The following is a 20235-nucleotide window of genomic DNA, read 5'->3' as shown; positions in this document are numbered from 1 at the left end:
GATCCAGATCACATCCCAGCAATGGGCAAGCGCTTTCAAGGAGACCTCTCATGGCCGCCGCCGAAACCCTCAAAGCCACTGTCGAACAGTTCACCGTCGCCGGGAACCAGGCCTTCAAGGACCAGGTCGAGAAGAACCTCGCCGGCCTGAACGAATTCAACGCCCACTCCAAGAAGAACCTGGAAGCCGTCGTCGCCTCGGTGACCGCCGCGACCAAGGGCGCCGAGTCGCTGGGCGCGCAGTACATGGCCTATTCCAAGACCGCCGTGGAAAACCAGGTCGCCGCCGCCAAGGCCCTTTCGGGCGCCAAGAGCGTGCAAGAAGCCGTGGAGCTCCAGACGAGCTGGGCCAAGAGCGCCATGGAGCTCTACATGGCCGAAGTCGGCAAGATGGGTGAAACCGTCGCCGCCGCCGTCAAGGACAGCTTCAAGCCTCTCAACGAGCGCGTCACCGCGACCGTCGAGAAGCTGCAGTCGGTGAAGTAGCCCTCTCCCCCCAGCTTCACCAACTCGTGAGGGCCCGGATCGGTAACGATCCGGGCCTTTTCCGTTTCCGGCCCAGGGTTTGAGGCGCTAGGTATCGGCCATGTCCAACGCCGAAACCCGTCTGGCCGCCGCCGGCATCACCCTGCCCGCCCCGGTCGCCCCGATAGCCAACTACGTGCCCTTCGTCCGGTCGGGCAATCTGCTGCATATTTCCGGTCAGGTGTCGCTGGACGCCAACGGCGGGATCACCGGCATCGTCGGCGAGGACGTCGATGCGGCGACCGCCGTGCAGGCGGCGCGGCTCTGCGGCATCAACCTGATTGCCCAGATGAAGGCCGCCACCGGCGACCTCGACAAGGTGGTCCGGGTGGTCAAGCTGGGCGGCTTCGTTCAGGCGGGGCCAAGCTTCTTCGACATACCCAGCATCATCAACGGCGCTTCCGACCTGATGGTCGAGGTGTTCGGCGAGGCCGGACGGCACGCCCGCTCGGCGGTCGGCGTCTATCGCCTGCCGCGCAACTTCGCGGTCGAGGTCGATGCGGTGGTGGAGCTGGCCCCATGAAACATCATCCACGCCCGCAACCTTCGGAATTCGGCCAGGCCTGGGAGCTGTTGTTCAGCCCACCGGTCGCGCACCGGGGCCTGTGGTCGCCGGACGGCCCGCCGGAGAACAGCCTGGGGGCTTTCCATGCCGCCTGCGCCGCCGGTTACGGCATCGAGCTGGATGTTCACCTGACCGCCGATGGCGAGGCCGTGGTGTTCCATGACTATGGCCTCGACCGCATGTGCGGCGTCGAAGGCAAGCTGAAGGACCGCAGCCTGGCGGACCTGCGCGACCTGCGCCTCAAGGGCACCGACGAGGGCATTCCCACGCTGGCCGAAGCCCTGGTCGAGATCGGCAGCAAGGCCCTCGTCCACATCGAACTGAAGACCCCGTTCGGCGAGGTCGGCGACCTGGAGAAGCGGGTCAGCGAAGTGCTACTCGACCACCATGGCCCGACCTGTGTGATCGGCTTCAACCCCTACAGCCACGCCTGGTTCGCGGACCACCATCCCCAGATCCTGCGAGGCCTCGACAGCTATGCCTGGAACGATGAGGCGGCGATGAAGCTGGCCCCGGAGATGCGCAAGAGCTTCGCCAACCTGGAGCATGTCGAGATCGCCCGGCCCGACTTCCTGGCGCTGGACACCCGCATGCTGCCCTGCCCGCGTGCAGAGCTGTACCGCAGCCGGGGCATGCCGATCATCGCCTGGACGGTGCGCACCCTGGAGGACGGCGAGCGGCTGGAGCCCTACTGCGATAACGTCATCTTCGAGGGCTTCCGCGCGTGAAGCTGAAGCCGGCGGTCCGCATCCACCGCCGAATTTCCGAGATTGGGAAGGCCGCCTGGAGCGCCTGCGCCGGCGAGGGCAACCCCTTCGTCGCCTACGACTTTCTCGACATCTGCGAGGAGAGCGGCTGCGCCTCCGACCGCACCGGCTGGGCGCCGCATCACCTGTCGATCGAGGACGAGGCGGGCGCGGTGGCGGCCGTCATGCCCCTCTATCTGAAGAGCCACAGCCAGGGGGAGTATGTCTTCGACTGGTCCTGGGCCGACGCCTATGAGCGGGCCGGCGGGCGCTACTATCCGAAACTGCAGTGCGCCGCGCCCTTCTCGCCGGTGACCGGACCCCGCCTGCTGGTGCGGCCGGATGTGGATCCGGCCGAGGGCCGCAACATGCTGCTCGGCGGGGCCTTGACGGTCTGTGAGAAGCTGGGGGCGTCCGGCCTGCATGTCACCTTCCCCGAGGAGCGCGACTGGCGGTTCCTGACGACGGCCGGGCTTCTGGCGCGGCAGGATCAGCAATATCACTGGGAAAACAAGGGGTACGGGACGTTTGATGACTTCCTCGCCGCCCTGTCGTCGGGCCGGCGCAAAACCATCCGGCGCGAGCGTCGCGATGCGCAGACAGGCGTCGAGATCGTCGGCCTGACCGGCGCGGACCTGACCGAAGAGCACTGGGACGCCTTCTTCGCCTTCTACATGGACACCGGGTCGCGCAAGTGGGGCAGCCCCTATCTGAACCGGCGGTTCTTCTCGATGCTCGGCGAGCGGATGGCCGACCGGGTGCTGCTGGTCATGGCCAGGCGCGAGGAGCGTTGGATCGCCGGCGCCCTCAACCTTGTCGGCGACGACTGCCTCTACGGCCGCAACTGGGGCGCGCTGGAGGAACGGCCGTTCCTGCATTTCGAGCTCTGCTACTACCAGGCCATCGAACACGCCATCCGCCTGGGCCTGAACCGCGTCGAGGCCGGCGCCCAGGGCCAGCACAAGATTGCCCGCGGCTACCTGCCCTCCCCGGTCTACTCGGCCCACTACATCGCCGACCCGATGCTGCGCGAACCAGTCGCCCGCTATCTGGACCAGGAGCGGGCCAATGTGCAGGGCGAAATGAACTGGTTGGCCGAGGAGTTTTCTCCGTTCCGGCAGGGCTAGCTGGCGTCCCAGGAGTCCTTGAGAAGCTTGCTGATCGAGGCGTCCACCTCACCCGGCGACGACAGGGTGATCGCCGCCTTGAGGCGCTCGGACCAGCCCTCGTTCCTGTAGGGTTCCAAGCGTGGGTCAGCGTCGGGCGACACGCAGAGGCCCAGCCGGGCCTTGCCTCCCTTGAGCGGACGGACCGAGGCAAACTGGAAGTTCCGCGACCACGCCGAGAAGCCCTTGCGCTGGCCGGTGACCAGGCCCGGGTAGTCCTTCACCTGGGCTTCGACGGCCTCGAAGATGGCGGTTGAAGCCGGATCCTTCCACAGGGCGATGCGCAGGGCCGGGCCGTCGTCCCAGCCGAGGTCCGACGGGAAGGCCTCGTTCAGGACATGGGCGGCGCGGTTGACGCCAAGTCCGTGGTGCTCGCGCAGCCAGTCGGCCTGTTTGCGGCGACTGGTCTCGGGGCAGGATTTGGCGATGGCCACCCATTCAGCCAGGGTCTTGCCGGTGTCGCGCTCCAGACTGGCCTGGACCGAGGCGAACCACTTCTTCTGGCGCTCGGTGAGGTGTTCGGCCATCGTTGGAAATCCCCCGGTTGGAGCGAGCTTGATGAGTCTGGACGGAACCTACGACGACGCCAACATCTTTGCGAAGATCGTGCGGGGCGAGATCCCCAGCGCCCGGGTGTTCGAGGACGACGACGTCCTGGCCTTCATGGACGCCTTTCCGCAGTCGAAGGGCCATTGCCTGGTCATCTCCAAGACGTCGCGGGCGCGCAACCTGCTGGACGTCGAGCCGGAGGTGCTGGTCAATCTAATGGTCGCTGTTCAGCGGCTGACGCGGGCAGCGCGCAAGGCGTTGAAGCCCGACGGGCTGGTGGTCACCCAGTTCAACGGGGCGCCGGCGGGGCAGACCATCTTCCACCTGCATTTTCACGTCATCCCGCGCTGGGAGGGCGAGGCGCTCGGGCGGCATGGCGGCGGCATGGCCGACCCGGCCGAACTGCAGGCGCTGGCGGCGCAGATCAGGGCGGCGCTGGACTGATGCGCGCGGCCGGCCTCGCCCTGATCGCGGGCCTGGCGGCGACGCCGGCGGCGGCGGCGGATTTCCGCATCTTCGCGGATGACCTCGAGGGTCTGGGGGTGGTCGACCTGGACAGCATCGTCATGACCGGGACCTACCAGAGCTTCGAGCTGGTGCTGATCTATGGCGAGGAAGGCCCGGTGCAGGTCGCGATGATGCCGATGCAGCTGTCCTGCGGGCGGCGGCAGTTCCGGGCCAACGGGCCGGCGCGGGGGCTGGATGCGCAACTCAAGGTGGTCGAGACCAGCCCGGTGCCGACCGACTGGAAACCGACAGACGGCAGTCAGATGGCCCGGGTGGCGGCCCATATCTGTGATGGCGCGCCAATGCCGTTGGCGCCGGGGAGCAGTGTCCAGGACCTGATGGCCAAGCGGATGGCGCGGGTTCCCAACTAGCGCTTGAGCAGGCGGTCGCGGGCGGCGTTGAGCTGGGCCGCGAGGCCGGCGGTGCCGCCCCTGTCGGGGTGGGCCAGGCGGATCAGGCGGCTGTAGGCGGCCTGGATCTCGGCTTCGCCGGCCTCGGGGGTGACGCCGAGGATGGCGCGGGCTTCGGTGTCGCTGGGGCTGGGCAAAGCCTGCTTCCTGGGCAGATGGACGCGGGCTCCGAAGGCCAGGCCAACACCGACAACCAGCAGGCTGCCGCCCAGCACCATGCTGCCGCGCATGGCCGCGGCGATGCCGCCCAGGAAGGCCAGGGCCCCGAGCGCGCCGCTGGCCACCCGCCAGTCGCGGATGTTCAGCTTCGGCAGGCTCTTGCGGCCCATCCAGACGAGGACGCCGACCGCGGCGGCCAGCAGCAGATAGATCATGAACTCACTCCCCGCCCTATTCGGCGGCGAGCAACTCATCGCCCGAGAAGGCCGAAAGGCCAAGCGAATGCATCAGGGCGCGCAGTTCCTGACGCGCCGCGACATGGCTGAGGGCCACCGGGATCGGGCGGACCTTGGCCGACAGGTCGGCGATGGTCAGGCCGAACGGGAAGAGCTCGCGGTAGATGACCCGGTCGCGCAGGCCGGGGCCGGTGCGGAAGCCGACGCGCTTGGCGAGGGCCATCAGGCGGTCATCGACCCGCTTGCGGTTGCGGGCGTCGACGCTGGCCAGGCGGTTGCGCAGGACGACCCAGTCCAGCATCTGGCGCTGGCCGGTCAGGGCGCGCTGTTTGCGGGCTTCCCAGACGGTCTCGGAGTAGAGACTGGGCTTTTCCAGCTCCAGGGTCACCGGATTGACGCTGCCCAGCATGTCGAAGTCGACGAAACTGTCGTTCATCGGGGTGACGATGAGGTCGGCGCGGGCGTGGGCGGCGCGGCTGAGCGGGGTGTCGCCCCCGGGGGTGTCGATGACCAGGAAGTCGGCGTCCTGGTGGCCGGCGGCGAAGGCGGTCTCGAAGGCGGCCATCTGTTCGGCGGCGTCGGCGCGGTGCAGCGCAACGCCATCCTCGGATGGGTTCCGGATCAGGGGCTCAGGCAGGCTGACCCCGGGCTGCGAAGCGAGCCAGGCGTGGCGGTTGCGGTAGAATTTGGCGAGCGAAGACTGGCGCAGGTCGAGATCCATGATCGCCACCTTGGCCCCGCCGTGCAGCAGGGCGGCCGTCAGGTGGATGGCGATGGTCGACTTGCCGGCCCCGCCCTTCTCGTTACCCACGACGATGACCCGAGGCATTTGCTTGGGGGCCTGATGCATGGCGGTCTCCTTCCGCGATGGCCGCGACTCACCGAGCCCGGGCCGTTAACGATCCACCCCGCGAGGGCTGAGAGCAATGTGACCGGCGCGATTGTCCACAGGCGTGTGGAGAACCCCGGTCTCGCTGGACTTGGCCCGCGGGGACGGGCGATAAGCCGCGCCTGTTGACCTGAAAGGGAGGCCAAGCGTGGTCAAGCGCCCCGCCATCGTCCGAACCGTCACCGACCTGCGCCAACAGGTCGCGGCCTGGCGCGCGGCCGGAAAGCGCATCGCCATGGTCCCGACCATGGGCGCCCTGCATGAGGGGCACCTGTCGCTGGTCCGGCTGGGGCTGGAGACCTGTGACCATGTGGTGGCCTCGATCTTCGTCAATCCGGCCCAGTTCGCGCCGCATGAGGATTTCGACGCCTATCCGCGCGGCGAGGGCCGCGATGCGGAACTGCTGGGGGCGGCGGGCTGTGAGCTGATCTTCGCGCCGGGCGTGGAGGTCATGTACCCGCCGGGTTTCGCGACCAGGGTGACGGTGGACGGCGTCTCCGGACCGCTGGAGGGCGAGAAGCGGCCGCAGTTCTTTGGCGGGGTGGCGACGGTGGTCTCCAAGTTGCTGATCCAGTGCGGGCCGGACGTCGCCCTGTTCGGCGAGAAGGACTACCAGCAGCTGCTGGTCATCAAGCGGATGGCGCGGGACCTCGACCTGCCGGTGGAGATCGTCGGTGGGCCGACCGTGCGCGAGGCCGACGGTCTGGCCATGTCCTCGCGCAACGCCTACCTCAGCGCCGATGAGCGGCGGACAGCGGCGCTTGTGCCGGCGGTGATGGCCGAGGCCGTGGCGGCCCTGCGCGGCGGCATGGCGGTCGAGGCGGTGGAGGCTCAGGCGGTCGCGAAGCTGGAGGCGGCGGGCTTCGGGCCGGTCGACTATGTTCAGGCGCATGACGGCGAGACCATGCAGAGGCTGGGGCCTGGACCGGTTGGGGCCGGGGCCCGGCTGTTCGTGGCGGCGTGGCTGGGCAAGACCCGGCTGATCGACAACTGGGCGGTCTGATCCTCCCCCTCTCGGGGGAGGTGGCAGCGGCGCAGCCGCTGACGGAGGGGGTCACCGCTGAGGTTTGCGGGTAACCCGGCCGTAGCGACCGCCGGTGGGGACCCCCTCCACCACCGCCTTCGGCGGCGGTCCCCCTCCCCCGATGGGGGAGGATCTTTACCAGGCGCCCAGTTCACGCAGCTGTTTCGCCAGTTCCTGGTCCATCGCCTCCCCTTCCCCCTTGGCGAGGTCCGGCGGAGCGTCCTTGGCGTCGAGATAGCGCCAGCCCTGGAAGGCGCGGCGGGGCTGGGGGGCGGTCTCGATCAGTTCGGGCGCCAGCATGAAGCGGACGGGTTGTTGGCCCGGGACGTCGGTGCGGATTTCGGTGATCGCCTGGCGGCAAAGCACCTGGCCCTTGATCACCCAGTATAGCGACCCGCCATCGAGCACCTCGGCGGCGCGCTTGGGGGCCATGCGGGTCGGGCAGTAGGACGGATGACCCTGCGCCGCACGCTGGGCCCGCCAGTCGCGCAGGTCCTGCAGGCTCTCGACGCCGACGCAGAGCTTGATGATGTGAAGCGGCATGGGGCGGATTTAGGCGATCTGGGCGGGGATGGAAGGCTTATCGAAGCGGGGGACCATTATACCGCAGCAGGGACATCAACACAGACACCCGGCGATCGGTAGCCGAGGTTCGACGTTCCGGTTAGTCGATTGTTTTTGTGTGACTTTAGGGTAGCGGGAGAGGCCGGGAATGTAGGCGCCGGTGTTGACATGGCGTAGGCGCCGAGGCGGGGAATGTTGGCGCCTTGTGACAGGCCGATATCAACGCGACCCTGTTGGCGGGCTCTGAACCGTCGTTGCGGCCGGTTTTGCGAGATGAATATGTCTAGACATATTCGCTAAGTCTCTGATTTTGCAGGATCCACATAGAGATATTCCGCGAGCCGTTTGCATTGCGGCGCAGGCATCCCTAGATCAGGAACGCTCTTCGGGGAGTAGCCGGCCGCGGTTCCAGCGGGATCATCGTCACCAATCCTGGCCCGCGGGCCCTGGCGATGAGGACGGATCAGATCGATCCGGATTGGCGAGACCGACGACACCGCCCCCGCCATGGGCCAAGGGGACGGCCTGTCGCCTGTGTCTGGATGGCCCCCGGGATATCGATCATGACGCTGACCCTGCGCTCCACCGGCCCCGTGCTCGGCCTGCTGGCAGTCTCCGCCCTGCTGCTGTCGGCCTGCGAGGATGGGGCCGCCGCCCTGCAGCAGGTGGAAGACGCCGCCGCCAACGCCCGCAACACGGCCCAGAGACTCAACGAAGGCGCCGAGCTTGCCGAGCAGGCGGTGCGTGATCCGGCCGGCGCGGTGCGAGAGCGCACCCTCAGCGCCCGGTTCAACCGCGCGCCGACCGCCCAGCCCAATCTTTTCGTGCTGACCGACATCGCGACCGGCTGCCAATACCTGGCGACCTATGCCGCCGATGGGACGACGGTGCAGTCCGTCGCTCCGCGCATCGATGGCGCGGACGGCAAGCAGCGCTGCCTGACGCCCAGCGGCGAGGCCCTGCCCGCCCCCGATGCGGCGAGCCTGGTCGGCAAGACCATTCGCGGCCTCGGCGGCGACGGCGGCGAAGCCGCGCGATAGCTCAGCCGGCCTCGAGCTTCGCCAGCACGACGCCCTCACTGACCTGGCCGCTGGCGACGGCGTTGAGTTCGGCGACCGTCCCGTCGAAGGGGGCGGCCAGGGCGTGTTCCATCTTCATGGCCTCGAGGACCAGCAGGGTCTGGCCCTTGGTCACCGTGTCGCCGGCCTTGACCGAGACGGAGACGACCTTGCCGGGCATGGGGGATAGGATGGCGCCGTCGGAGGCGCCGGACTGTCCGGCCGCCGCCAGCGTCCATCGGAACTCGTAGATCTCGCCGTCGATGATGATGATCCGCGTATCGTCATCAGCGCAGATCACGTTGAAATAACTACCGTTCAATCGCGCATGGTTTTCCGAGCCGCTCATCCGGGCGGTGCAGCCGTCGTAGCTGCCATCGAATTCCGGGTCTAAGGTGTATCCCTCTTCTTTGTGCGGGAGACCTGTAAAGGCGAGCGTTCTGCGTTGACCATCTTCGTACATCGTCAGCGGAAAAGTGGGGTCAGCGTTCAACCGGAAGCCGACCATCAAGTTCTCCCAGAGGAGTTCCTCCGTTTCGCCGGACCGTGCCCGCCGACGCTTCGTTCGAGCAAACGACTGCCCAGCAGCCAGAACGGCCAGAGCCGGCGCAGGGCCCTTCCGAACGAGATCGTCTAACCGGCGCTCAATGAAGCCGGTATCCACATCACCCGCGATGAATTGCGGGTCGGCGGCGCAGCGCCCCAGGAACGCGGCATTCGTCTTGACGGGCCACACCCGAACTGCACGACAGGTCTCTGACAAGGCATTCGCTGCCTGCTCCCGAGATGCTCGATGCACGATCAGCTTCGCGATCATAGGGTCGTAGAACGGCGAAACGCTGCCGCCTCTCTCGACTGCACTGTCAATCCGGGCGTCGCCTTCAGGAAGATAGAAGACGTCGAGATCTCCCGTGCTCGGCAGGAACCCCGTCGCCGGGTTCTCCGCATACAGCCGCGCCTCCATCGCCCAGCCGTCGATCTTCAACTGGTCCTGCGTCAGCGGCAGCGGCTCGCCGCTGGCCACCCGCAGTTGCCACTCCACCAGATCCTGCCCGGTGATCATCTCCGTCACGGGGTGCTCGACCTGCAGGCGGGTGTTCATTTCCATGAACCAGATGCGGTCGGCCTTCAGGCCCTCGGACGCATCGGCGATGAATTCGATGGTGCCGGCGCCTTCGTAGTTCACGGCCTTGGCGGCGAGGACGGCGGCCTCGCAGACGGCGGCGCGGGTGGCCTCGTCCATGCCGGGGGCCGGGGCTTCCTCGATGACCTTCTGATGGCGGCGCTGGAGGCTGCAGTCGCGCTCGAACAGGTGGACGACGTTGCCGTGGCTGTCGCCGAACACCTGCACCTCGATGTGGCGCGGGCGGGTGACATACTTTTCGATCAGCACCTTCTGGTCGCCGAAGCTGGCGGCGGCCTCGCGCTGACAGGAGGCGAGCGCGGCGGCGAACTCGCCGGCTTCCAGCACCTTGCGCATGCCCTTGCCGCCGCCGCCGGCCACGGCCTTGATCAGCACGGGATAGCCGATGGCGTCGGCTTCCTTCTGGAGGCGATCAGCCGACTGGTCGTCGCCCAGGTAGCCCGGAGTGACCGGCACGCCGGCCTCGGCCATGCGCTTCTTGGCGGCGTCCTTCAGGCCCATGGCGTCGATGGCGGCCGGCGGCGGGCCGACCCAGATCAGGCCGGCGTCGATCACCGCCTGGGCGAAGCCGGCGTTCTCGGAGAGGAAGCCGTAGCCGGGGTGGACGGCGGCGGCGTTCGTCGCCTTGGCGGCGGCGAGGATCTTCTCCTGGACGAGGTAGGACTCGCGGGCCGGGGCCGGGCCGATGTGCACGGCCTCGTCGGCTTCGCGGACGTGGGGCGCATCGGCGTCGGCGTCCGAATAGACGGCGATAGTGCGCACCCCCAGCCGGCGGGCGGTGCGGATGATCCGCCGGGCGATCTCGCCACGGTTGGCGATGAGGACGCTTTCAAGCATGGGAACTTCCCAGGACGATGATGGCGGCGATGCCGAACACAAAGATGAAAAGGCTGAGAAGGGTCAGGACGCCCATGACCACGCCGGTCATGACGGCGCCGGGCCACTTCATGGCGTAGGCGACCTTGAGGTGCCTGACCGCATGGATGGGCACGAAGACCATTAGACCAAGAGTCCAGAAGTCCCGGGGCCCCGGAGGGATCGCTTCGCCGATGGATATCAGGAGGGCGGTGAACCCCAACCCGTAGAGGGCGACCGTCGCGTGGTCGTAGAGGGTGTAGCCACGCTTGTAGAACAGCAGCAGCCACAGGATGGCCACCGAGATCGGCACCATCAGGAAGCCGAGCTTGTAGAGCATGCTGACAATCTTGAGCATGTAGTAGTCGAACTTCTCCGACTTCTTCATGATCGTGTTGGAGATCGAGAGCATGGTCTTCTCGACCTGACTGGCCTTTTCGCCAGGCTTGGCCTTCATGGCCTCGAGCTTTTCGCTCTGCTGCTTCATCAGGGCCTGACGGCCCGCCTCGTTGCGCTCCACCGGCGCGCCGTTGACCTTCACCACGCCGCCACCCGGATATTGGATGACGCTCGGGATGGTGAACATCAGGAACAGGGCGAACAGGAAGATGTGCAGCGGGGCCACGTAGCGAGCCCGCTTGCCCTCGATCCAGTCGCGGCTGAGGCGGCCGGGGCGCCAGGCCAGCAGCGGCAGGGTGCGCCACAGGCGGCCGTCGAAGTGCGCAATGCCCTCGACGAACTCGTGCAGCAAATGGCCGAGCTTGTTGTGCAGGTGACCCTGCTGGCCGCACTCATGGCAGTAGTGGCCAAGCAGCGGCGTGCCGCAGTTGGCGCAGGTCTTTCCGGGGTCGGCCGGCATCGGAGGCTGGCCGGGCCTGGGATGCTCCGGGTCAATCGCGGGGCCGGCTTCGGCCACGGCGGCAGCCGCCGCTGGCTTGGGAGCCCGCGGCTTGCGCGGTTTGGCGGCGGGTTTCGCAGCCGCCGCCTTCCTGGGTTTGGCCCCCTGCGTCATCCCTACTCCGCCCAGCCCGGTTTGCGCTTCTCGAGGAAGGCGGTGACGCCTTCACGGCCCTCTTCGCTGACCCGGCGGGCGGCGATGCGCTTGGCCGTCTCTTCCATGACGCCGCGGTCGATCTCGGCGCCCTCGATGTCGTTGACCAGGGCCTTGGCGTCCGCGACGGCGCCGGGAGCACAGGCCTTGATGGCGGTGGTCAGACCGGCGCGGACAGCGTCGAAACCGGCGGCGTCCGGGATCACCTGGCCAACCAGGCCGTAGCCCTGCGCCTCGGCGGCGCTGAAGACCTGGCCGGTCGCGAACAGGGCCTTGGCGTTGCGGGCCCCGATGGCGCGGATCACGTAGGGGCTGATGGTCGCCGGGGTGAGGCCGAGCTTCACCTCCGAGAAGGCGAAGGTCGAGCGTTCCGTGGCCACGGCCATGTCACAGGCGGCCGCCAGGCCGGCGCCGCCGCCGAAGGCCGGGCCGTCGATCAGGGCGACGGTCAGCTGCGGCAGGTCGTGCAGGGCTTTCAGCATGCTGGCCAGGCCCATGGCGTCTTCGCGGTTCTCGGATTCCGACCACTCGACGGCGGCCTTCATCCACTCCAGGTCGGCCCCAGCGCTGAACGAGGCCCCTGCCCCGGTCAGGAAGACCAGCCGCACGCCGTCGGCGTCGCTGAGGGTGCGGAAGGCCTCGTGCAGAGCCGAGATGACCTCGGCGTTGAAGGCGTTGCGGCGGGCGGCGCGGTTGATGGTAACGGTGGCGACGCCGTCGGGGGTGGCCTCGATGAGGACGAGGTCGCTGAGGGTGTCGGTGTCGGGGACTTCGACGAGGGGGTCGGCGATGGGGTTGGTCATGTTGGGAACCTATGGTGTGGCTGAGGCGTGGGAAACGCCTGAGCGGTGACGCCGATACCGTTGTTCTTTTTTTGTTCCATACTAATCTCCGTCATCCCGGCCGTAGCGCGCAGCGCGGAGAGCCGGGACCCAGGGGCGGCGCGCAAGATGTTGGCGGCCGCAACCGGCGGAGCTTCCGGCCCCTGGGCCCCGGATCGGCCTTCGGCCGTCCGGGATGACGGAGTGGGGAGGATATGGAACGACACTTCTACGTCTACATCCTGGCGAGCCGGCGCAACGGCACGCTCTACACGGGGATCACCGGCGACCTCGCCCGACGCGTCGCGCAGCATCGTGAAGGTGAAGGCAGCGCCTTCGCCAAGAAGCACGCGGTGCGGATGCTCGTCTGGTACGGCCACTTCGAGACAGCTCACGAGGCGATCCGCTTCGAGAAGCAGGTCAAGCGCTGGCGGCGGACCTGGAAGCTTGAGTTGATTGAGAAGCTGAACCCGCAGTGGCTGGACCTGTACGAGACGTTGAATTGTTGAGCTGGGAACGCGGCTGATCCGTTGGCGGCGGCCGCCCCTGGGTCCCGGCTCTACGCTTCGCTTCGGCCGGGATGACGGAGATGGGTGGTGGATCAGCATCATTACATCCGGAAGACGCCGAACGGCGTCTCGGGGATCGGCGCGTTGAGGCTGGCGGAGATGGCGAGGCCGAGGACATCGCGCGTCTGGGCCGGGTCGATCACCCCGTCGTCCCAGAGGCGGCTGGTGGCGTGGTAGGGGTTGCCCTCGTCTTCGTAGGTCTGGCGGATGGGGGCCTTGAAGGCCTCTTCCTGCTCCGGCGTCCATTTATCGGCGTCGCGGTGGACAGTGGCGAGAACGCTGGCCGCCTGTTCGCCGCCCATGACGCTGATCCGGCTGTTGGGCCAGGTGAAGAGGAACCGGGGGGAATAGGCGCGGCCGCACATGCCGTAGTTGCCGGCCCCGAAGCTGCCGCCGATCAGGACGGTGAACTTCGGCACATTGGCCGAGGCGACGGCGGTGACCATCTTGGCCCCGTCCTTGGCGATGCCGCCGGCCTCGTATTTGCCGCCGACCATGAAGCCGGAGATGTTCTGCAGGAACACGAGCGGGATCTTCCGCTTGCAGGCCAGTTCGATGAAGTGGGCGGCCTTCTGGGCGCTCTCGCTGAACAGGACGCCGTTGTTGGCGAGGATGGCGACCGGATAGCCCCAGATGCGGGCGAAGCCGCAGACCAGGCTGGTTCCATAGAGGGCCTTGAACTCGTCGAAGTCGCTGCCGTCGACGATACGGGCGATGACCTCTTTCACATCGTAGGGCGCGCGGACGTCCGACGGGACGATGCCGTAGAGCTCGGCCGGATCGAAGGCCGGGGGCTTGGGTTCGCGGACGTCGAGTTCCTGAGGCTTCAGGGTGTTCAGACCGGCGACGATGTTGCGGACGATCTCCAGGGCGTGCTCGTCGTTGGCGGCCACGTGGTCGACGACGCCCGAGCGGCGGCCGTGGACGTCGGCGCCGCCAAGGTCCGTGGCGGAGATGACCTCGCCGGTGGCGGCCTTCACCAGCGGCGGGCCCGCGAGGAAGATGGTGCCCTGGCTCTCATCGCCCGCGCCGCGGACGATGACGGTCTCGTCGCTCATCGCCGGAACGTAGGCGCCGCCGGCGGTGCAGGATCCCATGACGCAGGCGATCTGGGGGATGTTCTCGGCCGACATGCGGGCCTGGTTGTAGAAGATGCGGCCGAAGTGTTCGCGGTCGGGGAAGACCTCGGCCTGGTGGGGCAGGTTCGCGCCGCCGCTGTCGACCAGGTAGATGCAGGGCAGACGGTTCTGCTGGGCGATCTCCTGCGCGCGGAGGTGCTTCTTGACCGTCATCGGGTAGTAGGTGCCGCCCTTCACGGTGGCGTCGTTGGCGACGATCATCACCTCGCGGCCAGAGACTCGGCCGATGCCGCAGATCAGGCCGGCGCCGGCGATTTCGCCGTCGTAGAGGTCGAAGGCGGCCAGCTGGCCGATTTCCAGGAAGGGCGAGCCCGGGTCCAGCAGGCGCTCGACGCGTTCGCGCGGGAGCAGCTTGCCCCGGCTGGAATGGCGTTGGCGCGAGGATTCCGGCCCACCAAGCGCGGCCTTGGCCACGCGCTCGCGCAGCTCGGCGGCCAGGCCCTGGTTGACGGCGGCGTTGCGGGCGAAGGCCTCGCTGGATTTGTCGACGGTCGTGCTCAGTTTCGGCATGGGTGAGGGATAGCTTGTCCCTTGAAGCGGGGGAAGCGGCAGGATTGTGCCCATTGAGGCCGACGACGTGCCGGCGGGTTCATTTCGGAGACTCGTGATAGGCTGGCGCCGTGGTCGGGCCCATCACCTATCGTCAGGACAGCGCCCTCACCCGCCTCTTCGAGCGCGAGTGGGAGGCCGGCAACGCGCGCTGGTTCTCGCTGCCGGGCGGAGCGACCCTGTTCGAGTCGGGCGAGCGGTCGGGCCAGATCTTCCTGGTCCACGCCGGCAAGCTGGGGGCCTTCCGCAAGGAAGAGGGTCTGGACCGGCAGTTCGTCGGCGTCATCCGGCCCGGCGAGCCGGCCGGCGAGATGGCCCTGGTCGGCGGCACGGCCCACACCGCCCGGGTCGTCGCCTTGCGCGATTCCGAGGTGCTGGCCCTCGACGCCAAGGCCTTCTTCGAGGCCGCCGACGACGATCCTCACGTCATGCTGGAGATCGCCAGGCTGGTGCTCAACCGGGCCCGATACGCCAGCACCCGCGCATCGACGGGCGACCCGGCCGTGTTCGGCTTCGTGGCGGCCGACAAGACCGGCAAGATCAGGACGTTGATCGGCAAGATCGCCCGGTCGATGGCCGCGATGGGCCATTCGGTCACCGTGGTCGGGTCCGAGGCTGCCAGCGCCCCGACCGAATGGTTCTCCAACGTCGAGGCCGATCACGAGTTCGTCCTCTATGTCGCCGAGGCCGGCGAGCGGGCCTGGGGCGACCTGGTCGGGCGGCAGGTGGACCGTCTGTTCCGGGTCGGCCGCGGCGACCGGCCGCCGCCGTCGACAAGCGGCAAGGCGTCGGAGACGCTGGAAGCCTACAAGCTGGTCGATCTGATGCTGATCCAGCCGGCGACCCTGACCCAGCCGAAGGGCTCGGAGGCCTGGCTGGAGGCGACCGGGGCGGCGCGGCTGTTCCATGTGCGCGAAGGCAGCGAGCCCTGCGCGGCGCGGATGGCGCGGTTGCTGACCGGCCGGTCGGTGGGGCTGGTGCTGTCGGGCGGCGGGGCGCGGGCCTATGCCCACATCGGCGCCCTGCGGGCCCTGAAGGCGGCCGGGGTGCCGATCGATTTCGTCGGCGGGGCGTCGATGGGCGCGATCATCGGCGCCAGCCTGGCCATGGGCTGGGAAGAGGCCGAACTGGAGCGACGCATCCGCCAGGCCTTCGTCGACACCAGCCCGCTGGACGACATCGCCTTTCCCCTGATCGCCCTGACCCATGGGCGTAAGGTCAATCACCGGCTGGAAGAGCATTTCGGCGAGGTCGAGATTCCGGACCTGTGGCTGCCGTTCTACTGCATCTCCTCCAACCTGACCCAGGGCACCTACGAGCTGCATCAGCGGGGGGTGCTGCGCCATGCGTTGCGGGCGTCCATCGCCCTGCCCGGGGTCATGCCGCCCTCGACCCTGGCCGGCGAGGTTCTGGTCGACGGGGCGGTGATGAAGAACTTCCCGGCCGACATCATGCGCTCGATCCAGCGCGGGCCGGTGGTCGGGGTCGATGTCACGCGCGGCCGCAGCATCACCACCGAGGACATCGCCCTGCCCTCGCTGCTGAAGTGGGTGCTGTCGGGCGAATGGCGCAAGGGGCCGCCGATCGTGGCCTTGCTGATGCGGGCGGCGACCCTGTCGACCAACCGCGAGGTGCTGGCGGCGCGGGACGCCACCGACGTCCTGGTCCTGCCGGACGTCGACCACATCGACATCCGCGACTGGAAGGCCTTCGAGATCGCGGCCCAGGCCGGGCTGCTGGCCACCGAAAAGGTGCTGGCGGGGCTGGAGCGGGCGGTCGTCGATTTGCGCCGGGCCAAGACCTGAATGGATTGAGCCCGGCGGCGGCGCAGCGCTAGGGTGGCGTCAGGGTATCGGGGGATTTCATGGCTATCGAGGAGCGGCGTCGCGCCTGGTTCAATTTCGGCCGGGTTTTTTCCAGAGGGTTCCAGTCGTTCGGCAAGGCGATGATGCCGGCGATCCTGATCGCGCTGATCTTCATCGTCGCGCCCTACGCGGCGCTGATCGGCGCGTTGGGGACCCTGACCACGGCGGCGGACTACGAGCGTCTGATGGCGTCGGGGATGATTGCCGCCTGGTTTGGCGGCGCCCTCGTGGTCGGGCTTGTCGCACTGGTCGCCCAGACAGGCCTCATTCACCTGGCCCTCAGCGTGCAGCACGGCAGAGACTTCAGCTTCGGGAGCAGCCTGAGGGCCGGCGTACGGCTGTTCCTTCCCGCCTTGGGCATGGGGATCCTGGTCGGCCTGGGAACCATGCTGGGGCTGCTGCTGCTGGTCGTCCCCGGTCTCATCCTGATGGTCATGTGGTGCGTCGCCCTGCCCGCGCGCATCCACTACGGACCGGGCGTCACCGCCGCCATGGAGGAGAGCGCGGACCTGACCAAGGGCGTCCGCTGGATCGTCTTCGCTCTTCTGCTGGTCAGCGGCGTTGTTCTCTACGTCCTGGGCCAGGTGACGACCGCGCCGATCGCCCTGCTGCCGCCCCAGGTCGCGATGGTCGCCGCCGCCATCATCGTGCCGGTCACCGCCGGCGCCACGACCCTGGCTCAATGCTTCGGCGCCGCTTCGCTGTTTCACGAACTGAAATGGGGCGATCGCGATCCCAATGAAGAGGTGGCGGCCGAGGTGTTCGACTAGGCCTGGCGGGCGACCAGGAACAGGCGCGGGAAGGGGAACAGGGTCACCCCGTCGGCACGTGGCGGAAACGCTTTGGCAGTCCGGGCGGTGAACTCGGCCAGGAAGGCGGCGCGTTCGGCGGCGTCGGTCAGGGCGTCGAGGTAGGGTCGCAGGGCCGTGCCCATCATCCAGTCGACAACGGGGTCCTCGCCCTCCAGCACATGCAGGTAGGTGGTGGTCCAGATGTCGACGGCGCCGCAGCTGCGGGCCAGCCAGCCGTAATAGTCGTCGAAGGACGGGGTCGGGACGATCAGCCGGGCCGGGGCCGTTCGCGCCGCCCAGGGCCCCTCGTCGGCGGTGCGGCGCAGGATCTGGTGGTGGCGGGTCTCGAAGGCGGTCGGCATCTGGCAGGCGAAGACGCCGCCGGGGGCCAGGGCGGCGGCCAGGCGCGGGAACAGTTCGGCGTGGTCCGGCAGCCATTGCAGGGCGGCGTTGGTGAAGATCAGGTCCGGCGGCGTGGGCGGACCGAAGCTGGCGATGTCGCCTTCGATCCAGGTCACGGCCTCGGGCCGGGCGCGGGCCTTGGCGAGCATGTCGGGACTGGAATCGAGGCCGAAGACCCTGGCGCGGGGATGACGCCTGGCCAGCAGCGCCGCCTGTTCGCCCGTGCCGCAGCCGAGGTCCCAGATGATGCGGGGGTCGAGGTCGGATGGAACCTGCAGCAACAGGTCGAGGGCCGGCCTGTCGCGGTAGGCCTTGTAGCGTTCGTAGACGGAGACATCCCAGGACGGCATGGGCCAAGCCCTACACGGGTCGTTGCAGGTTATCCACAGGCCGCGACTTTTGCGCCGCCCCCCTCAGATGACCTTTGCATTGGGCGGCGAGGCGCCCATATCCTGAAGGTCCTGTTCTCAACAGCTGAAAGGAGGTGATCCAGTGTCTCACCAAAAACACACGGCAACCGCTCACGGATCGACGGGCGGGGATTATTCCCTCCTCTAGACTGTGAAGTCGTCTAACGACGCGGTTCAACCGTCGTTTGGTGTGGGGCCGGCTCTCGTAAGGGGGCCGGCCCTTTCCATTTGAGGTCAGGTGTTCGGCGCGGCGGCCGGCGGCGGGCTGTCCAGGAATCGCTGGATCAGGACCGGCAGCTCGACATCGACCAACTGGTTCGACTTTCGCAGAGCGGCGTCGCAGGCGAGGTCCAGCAGATCATGGCCGACGGTGTTGGGGGGCAGTTTCAGCCAGGCGGTGCGGCTGTCGGTGTTGAGCACCTTGCCCGCGCGGTCGTAGCCGACGTGCTCCAGGATCCGCATCCGGCCGCCCTTGCAGTCCAGCTCCAGCTTCTCGACCTCGTAGTCGACGCCGTTCTCGGGGTTGCGGTAGATCCAGGTCGAGACGATTTCGACGGAATTGCCGTCGCGCGCCTCGGTGCCGAGGTCCATCAGCACCAGTTCGTTGTCCTTCACCGAGACCACGTAATAGTCGTTGGCGGCCGCGGCCCCTGCCGTCGCAAGCCCGGCCGCCAGAGCAGCCGCCGCAATCCATCGTTTCATCGTTTCCCCCACCGGCCCGTTCAACCGAAGAAGCCCATCACCCAGTAGGCGACGGCCGCGACCAGCACGGTCAGAACGACGCCCAGGAGAACCCGACCGAACAGCCGGCCGTAGCGATCGGCGGCGGGACCACGCTCGGCCAGCGCACGGCGGCGGCGCGCATCGCGCTCGGCCATGGCGGCCGCCCGCTTCCGGTCGGCCTCCTGCTCACGGCGTTGGTCGAGGCTGACGATCTTGTCTTCTTCGCGGGGCATGGGTCCGATCTAGCGCTGACCGGACACCATTCCAAGCCTTGGCGGCCAGGCCTTAGCCGCCAACCAGTTCGCGGCCGATCAGGAAGCGGCGGATTTCGTTGGTGCCGGCCCCGATGTCGTAGAGCTTGGCGTCGCGCAGGTAGCGCTCAACGGGCCATTCGCGGGTGTAGCCGGCGCCGCCGAGGGCCTGGATGGCGTCGTTTGCCACCTTCATCGCATTTTCGCTGGCCAGCAGGATGGCGCCGGCGGCGTCGAAGCGGGTGGTCTTGCCGGCGTCGCAGGCGCGGGCCACCGAATAGACGTAGGCGCGGGCGCTGTTGAGGGCGACGTACATGTCGGCGACCTTGCCCTGCATCAGCTGGAAGCTGCCGATGGCCCTGCCGAACTGCTTGCGGTCGCGGACGTAGGGCAGGACCACGTCGAGACAGGCCTGCATGATGCCGAGCGGGCCGGCGGAGAGGACCGCGCGTTCGTAGTCGAGGCCGCTCATCAGCACGCCGACGCCGCCGTTCAGCGGGCCCATGATGTTCTCTTCCGGGACTTCGCAGTCCTCGAACACCAGCTCGGCGGTGTCCGAGCCGCGCATGCCCATCTTGTCGAGCTTCTTCGAAACGCTGAAGCCCTTCATGCCCTTCTCGATAAGGAAGGCGGTGATGCCGCGGCTGGCCCCTTCCGGGTCGGTCTTGGCGTAGACCACCAGGGTGTCGGCGTGCGGCGCGTTGGTGATCCAGAACTTCGTGCCGTTGAGGACATAGCGGTCCCCCTTGTGATCGGCGCGCAGCTTCATCGAGACAACATCGGAGCCGGCGCCGGCCTCGCTCATGGCCAGGGAGCCGACGTGTTCGCCGCTGATCAGCTTGGGCAGGTAGCGGCGCTTCTGTTCGGGCGTTGCCCAGCGGCGGATCTGGTTGACGCACAGATTGGAGTGGGCGCCGTAGCTGAGGCCGATGCTGGCCGAGGCGCGGGACACCTCTTCCATGGCGATCACATGTTCGAGGTAGCCGAGGCCGAGGCCCCCGAATTCTTCGTCGACGGTGATGCCGTGCAGGCCCAGGTCGCCCATCTCGGGCCAGAGCTCGCGGGGGAAATGGTTGTCGGCGTCGATCCGCGCGGCCATGGGCGCGATGCGGTCGGCGGCGAAGCGGGCGGTGGTTTCGCGGATCGCCTCGGCGGTCTCGCCGAGGCCGAAGTCCATCTGGGGGGAGTGCGTCATGGCGCCGAGATAGCAGACGCCCCGCGGGTCGCACAGACCCACGGGGCGGTTACGCCATGCTACGCGGCACTTA

At 68.0% G+C, this 20235-nt stretch carries 23 protein-coding genes; 11 read left to right on the top strand and 12 right to left on the bottom strand.

What is annotated here, in order from left to right; all coding sequences use genetic code 11:
- Nucleotides 1-50 precede the first annotated feature (50 nt).
- The 4 genes from AC2YG9_RS16435 to AC2YG9_RS16420 all read left to right on the top strand — a co-directional run bounded on the left by AC2YG9_RS16435 (nt 51) and on the right by AC2YG9_RS16420 (nt 2962).
- A complete protein-coding gene (locus AC2YG9_RS16435) occupies nt 51-485 on the top strand; it encodes a phasin family protein (protein WP_487299061.1) in 435 nt (144 codons plus the stop codon).
- Between the two features lie 100 nt (nt 486-585).
- A complete protein-coding gene (locus AC2YG9_RS16430; RefSeq protein ID WP_487299060.1) occupies nt 586-1047 on the top strand; it encodes a RidA family protein in 462 nt (153 codons plus the stop codon).
- Complete coding sequence (locus tag AC2YG9_RS16425; protein WP_487299059.1) at nt 1044-1817, top strand: glycerophosphodiester phosphodiesterase; 774 nt, start codon at nt 1044-1046, stop codon at nt 1815-1817. The genes AC2YG9_RS16430 and AC2YG9_RS16425 overlap by 4 nt, the downstream gene beginning before the upstream one ends.
- On the top strand, nt 1814-2962 hold the full coding sequence (locus AC2YG9_RS16420) for a GNAT family N-acetyltransferase (RefSeq protein ID WP_487299058.1): 1149 nt from the start codon (nt 1814-1816) through the stop codon (nt 2960-2962). Before AC2YG9_RS16425 ends, AC2YG9_RS16420 begins: the two co-directional genes overlap by 4 nt.
- On the opposite strand, the gene AC2YG9_RS16415 is transcribed toward AC2YG9_RS16420, so the two are convergent.
- On the bottom strand, nt 2959-3528 hold the full coding sequence (locus AC2YG9_RS16415) for a DUF4287 domain-containing protein (protein ID WP_487299057.1): 570 nt from the start codon (nt 3526-3528) through the stop codon (nt 2959-2961). The two genes, AC2YG9_RS16420 and AC2YG9_RS16415, sit on opposite strands and share 4 nt — an antisense overlap.
- A 31-nt stretch (nt 3529-3559) precedes the next feature.
- On the opposite strand from AC2YG9_RS16415, the gene AC2YG9_RS16410 reads away from it, so the two are divergent.
- Both AC2YG9_RS16410 and AC2YG9_RS16405 read left to right on the top strand, forming a co-directional pair.
- The gene (locus AC2YG9_RS16410; RefSeq protein WP_487299056.1) at nt 3560-3994 is read left to right on the top strand and encodes an HIT family protein; all 435 of its coding nucleotides are present in this window, start codon (nt 3560-3562) and stop codon (nt 3992-3994) included.
- Complete coding sequence (locus AC2YG9_RS16405) at nt 3994-4428, top strand: hypothetical protein (protein ID WP_487299055.1); 435 nt, start codon at nt 3994-3996, stop codon at nt 4426-4428. Before AC2YG9_RS16410 ends, AC2YG9_RS16405 begins: the two co-directional genes overlap by 1 nt.
- Here AC2YG9_RS16405 and AC2YG9_RS16400 read toward each other — a convergent pair.
- Both AC2YG9_RS16400 and mipZ read right to left on the bottom strand, forming a co-directional pair.
- Nucleotides 4425-4841 carry a J domain-containing protein gene (locus AC2YG9_RS16400; RefSeq protein WP_487299054.1) on the bottom strand — a complete coding sequence of 139 codons (417 nt, stop codon included), beginning with the start codon at nt 4839-4841 and terminating at the stop codon, nt 4425-4427. The genes AC2YG9_RS16405 and AC2YG9_RS16400 overlap by 4 nt on opposite strands.
- Nucleotides 4842-4857: 16 nt before the next feature.
- A complete protein-coding gene (mipZ, locus tag AC2YG9_RS16395; protein ID WP_487299053.1) occupies nt 4858-5712 on the bottom strand; it encodes a division plane-positioning ATPase MipZ in 855 nt (284 codons plus the stop codon).
- A gap of 187 nt (nt 5713-5899) precedes the next feature.
- On the opposite strand from mipZ, the gene panC reads away from it, so the two are divergent.
- A complete protein-coding gene (gene panC / locus AC2YG9_RS16390) occupies nt 5900-6754 on the top strand; it encodes a pantoate--beta-alanine ligase (RefSeq protein WP_487299052.1) in 855 nt (284 codons plus the stop codon).
- Between the two features lie 156 nt (nt 6755-6910).
- Here panC and AC2YG9_RS16385 read toward each other — a convergent pair whose 3' ends face one another.
- Nucleotides 6911-7318 (bottom strand): DUF1489 family protein, encoded by a 408-nt coding sequence (locus tag AC2YG9_RS16385; protein ID WP_487299051.1) that lies wholly within the window; start codon nt 7316-7318, stop codon nt 6911-6913.
- A gap of 584 nt (nt 7319-7902) precedes the next feature.
- On the opposite strand from AC2YG9_RS16385, the gene AC2YG9_RS16380 reads away from it, so the two are divergent.
- Nucleotides 7903-8379 carry a hypothetical protein gene (locus AC2YG9_RS16380; RefSeq protein WP_487299050.1) on the top strand — a complete coding sequence of 159 codons (477 nt, stop codon included), beginning with the start codon at nt 7903-7905 and terminating at the stop codon, nt 8377-8379.
- Between the two features lies 1 nt (nt 8380).
- On the opposite strand, the gene AC2YG9_RS16375 is transcribed toward AC2YG9_RS16380, so the two are convergent.
- The 3 genes from AC2YG9_RS16375 to AC2YG9_RS16365 are packed head-to-tail and all read right to left on the bottom strand — an operon-like array spanning nt 8381 to nt 12250.
- Entirely contained in the window at nt 8381-10378 is a 1998-nt protein-coding gene (locus tag AC2YG9_RS16375) for an acetyl/propionyl/methylcrotonyl-CoA carboxylase subunit alpha (protein ID WP_487299049.1), read from the bottom strand.
- Nucleotides 10371-11408 carry a DUF3667 domain-containing protein gene (locus AC2YG9_RS16370; protein ID WP_487299048.1) on the bottom strand — a complete coding sequence of 346 codons (1038 nt, stop codon included), beginning with the start codon at nt 11406-11408 and terminating at the stop codon, nt 10371-10373. The genes AC2YG9_RS16375 and AC2YG9_RS16370 overlap by 8 nt, the downstream gene beginning before the upstream one ends.
- A 2-nt stretch (nt 11409-11410) precedes the next feature.
- Nucleotides 11411-12250, bottom strand: coding sequence for an enoyl-CoA hydratase-related protein (locus tag AC2YG9_RS16365; protein ID WP_487299047.1), 840 nt, complete (start codon nt 12248-12250; stop codon nt 11411-11413).
- A 233-nt stretch (nt 12251-12483) separates the two neighbouring features.
- Here AC2YG9_RS16365 and AC2YG9_RS16360 point away from each other — a divergent pair, with 233 nt between their 5' ends.
- Entirely contained in the window at nt 12484-12777 is a 294-nt protein-coding gene (locus AC2YG9_RS16360; RefSeq protein WP_487299046.1) for a GIY-YIG nuclease family protein, read from the top strand.
- Between the two features lie 101 nt (nt 12778-12878).
- On the opposite strand, the gene AC2YG9_RS16355 is transcribed toward AC2YG9_RS16360, so the two are convergent.
- A complete protein-coding gene (locus AC2YG9_RS16355) occupies nt 12879-14486 on the bottom strand; it encodes a carboxyl transferase domain-containing protein (RefSeq protein ID WP_487299045.1) in 1608 nt (535 codons plus the stop codon).
- Between the two features lie 110 nt (nt 14487-14596).
- Here AC2YG9_RS16355 and AC2YG9_RS16350 point away from each other — a divergent pair, with 110 nt between their 5' ends.
- Together AC2YG9_RS16350 and AC2YG9_RS16345 are read left to right on the top strand one after the other, a co-directional pair.
- On the top strand, nt 14597-16330 hold the full coding sequence (locus AC2YG9_RS16350; RefSeq protein ID WP_487299044.1) for a patatin-like phospholipase family protein: 1734 nt from the start codon (nt 14597-14599) through the stop codon (nt 16328-16330).
- A gap of 59 nt (nt 16331-16389) precedes the next feature.
- Nucleotides 16390-17160, top strand: coding sequence for a hypothetical protein (locus tag AC2YG9_RS16345; protein WP_487299043.1), 771 nt, complete (start codon nt 16390-16392; stop codon nt 17158-17160).
- Here the strand turns inward: AC2YG9_RS16345 and AC2YG9_RS16340 are convergent.
- The 4 genes from AC2YG9_RS16340 to AC2YG9_RS16325 all read right to left on the bottom strand — a co-directional run bounded on the left by AC2YG9_RS16340 (nt 17157) and on the right by AC2YG9_RS16325 (nt 20162).
- Nucleotides 17157-17933: a methyltransferase domain-containing protein gene (locus tag AC2YG9_RS16340; RefSeq protein ID WP_487299042.1), complete on the bottom strand. Its 777-nt coding sequence runs from the start codon at nt 17931-17933 to the stop codon at nt 17157-17159. The genes AC2YG9_RS16345 and AC2YG9_RS16340 overlap by 4 nt on opposite strands.
- 294 nt (nt 17934-18227) lie before the next feature.
- Nucleotides 18228-18695: a surface-adhesin E family protein gene (locus tag AC2YG9_RS16335; protein ID WP_487299041.1), complete on the bottom strand. Its 468-nt coding sequence runs from the start codon at nt 18693-18695 to the stop codon at nt 18228-18230.
- A 20-nt stretch (nt 18696-18715) separates the two neighbouring features.
- Nucleotides 18716-18949: a hypothetical protein gene (locus tag AC2YG9_RS16330; protein WP_487299040.1), complete on the bottom strand. Its 234-nt coding sequence runs from the start codon at nt 18947-18949 to the stop codon at nt 18716-18718.
- A 52-nt stretch (nt 18950-19001) separates the two neighbouring features.
- The gene (locus AC2YG9_RS16325; RefSeq protein WP_487299039.1) at nt 19002-20162 is read right to left on the bottom strand and encodes an isovaleryl-CoA dehydrogenase; all 1161 of its coding nucleotides are present in this window, start codon (nt 20160-20162) and stop codon (nt 19002-19004) included.
- Between the last annotated feature and the right edge of the window lie 73 nt (nt 20163-20235).

The sequence above is a fragment of the Caulobacter sp. SRI_014 genome (genome assembly GCF_057586315.1).
Note: the sequence above shows the minus strand (reverse complement) of the source record. Positions and strands in the feature narration are given on the sequence as shown.

What these genes read in the sequence shown, in the direction of transcription:
- AC2YG9_RS16435 (WP_487299061.1), top strand. Translation starts at nt 51, where the DNA reads ATGGCCGCCGCCGAAACCCTCAAAGCCACTGTCGAACAGTTCACCGTC.
- AC2YG9_RS16430 (WP_487299060.1), top strand. Translation starts at nt 586, where the DNA reads ATGTCCAACGCCGAAACCCGTCTGGCCGCCGCCGGCATCACCCTGCCC.
- AC2YG9_RS16425 (WP_487299059.1), top strand. Translation starts at nt 1,044, where the DNA reads ATGAAACATCATCCACGCCCGCAACCTTCGGAATTCGGCCAGGCCTGG.
- AC2YG9_RS16415 (WP_487299057.1), bottom strand. Translation starts at nt 3,528, where the DNA reads ATGGCCGAACACCTCACCGAGCGCCAGAAGAAGTGGTTCGCCTCGGTC.
- AC2YG9_RS16410 (WP_487299056.1), top strand. Translation starts at nt 3,560, where the DNA reads ATGAGTCTGGACGGAACCTACGACGACGCCAACATCTTTGCGAAGATC.
- AC2YG9_RS16405 (WP_487299055.1), top strand. Translation starts at nt 3,994, where the DNA reads ATGCGCGCGGCCGGCCTCGCCCTGATCGCGGGCCTGGCGGCGACGCCG.
- AC2YG9_RS16400 (WP_487299054.1), bottom strand. Translation starts at nt 4,841, where the DNA reads ATGATCTATCTGCTGCTGGCCGCCGCGGTCGGCGTCCTCGTCTGGATG.
- mipZ (WP_487299053.1), bottom strand. Translation starts at nt 5,712, where the DNA reads ATGCATCAGGCCCCCAAGCAAATGCCTCGGGTCATCGTCGTGGGTAAC.
- AC2YG9_RS16385 (WP_487299051.1), bottom strand. Translation starts at nt 7,318, where the DNA reads ATGCCGCTTCACATCATCAAGCTCTGCGTCGGCGTCGAGAGCCTGCAG.
- AC2YG9_RS16380 (WP_487299050.1), top strand. Translation starts at nt 7,903, where the DNA reads ATGACGCTGACCCTGCGCTCCACCGGCCCCGTGCTCGGCCTGCTGGCA.
- AC2YG9_RS16375 (WP_487299049.1), bottom strand. Translation starts at nt 10,378, where the DNA reads ATGCTTGAAAGCGTCCTCATCGCCAACCGTGGCGAGATCGCCCGGCGG.
- AC2YG9_RS16370 (WP_487299048.1), bottom strand. Translation starts at nt 11,408, where the DNA reads ATGACGCAGGGGGCCAAACCCAGGAAGGCGGCGGCTGCGAAACCCGCC.
- AC2YG9_RS16365 (WP_487299047.1), bottom strand. Translation starts at nt 12,250, where the DNA reads ATGACCAACCCCATCGCCGACCCCCTCGTCGAAGTCCCCGACACCGAC.
- AC2YG9_RS16360 (WP_487299046.1), top strand. Translation starts at nt 12,484, where the DNA reads ATGGAACGACACTTCTACGTCTACATCCTGGCGAGCCGGCGCAACGGC.
- AC2YG9_RS16355 (WP_487299045.1), bottom strand. Translation starts at nt 14,486, where the DNA reads ATGCCGAAACTGAGCACGACCGTCGACAAATCCAGCGAGGCCTTCGCC.
- AC2YG9_RS16345 (WP_487299043.1), top strand. Translation starts at nt 16,390, where the DNA reads ATGGCTATCGAGGAGCGGCGTCGCGCCTGGTTCAATTTCGGCCGGGTT.
- AC2YG9_RS16340 (WP_487299042.1), bottom strand. Translation starts at nt 17,933, where the DNA reads ATGCCGTCCTGGGATGTCTCCGTCTACGAACGCTACAAGGCCTACCGC.
- AC2YG9_RS16335 (WP_487299041.1), bottom strand. Translation starts at nt 18,695, where the DNA reads ATGAAACGATGGATTGCGGCGGCTGCTCTGGCGGCCGGGCTTGCGACG.
- AC2YG9_RS16330 (WP_487299040.1), bottom strand. Translation starts at nt 18,949, where the DNA reads ATGCCCCGCGAAGAAGACAAGATCGTCAGCCTCGACCAACGCCGTGAG.
- AC2YG9_RS16325 (WP_487299039.1), bottom strand. Translation starts at nt 20,162, where the DNA reads ATGACGCACTCCCCCCAGATGGACTTCGGCCTCGGCGAGACCGCCGAG.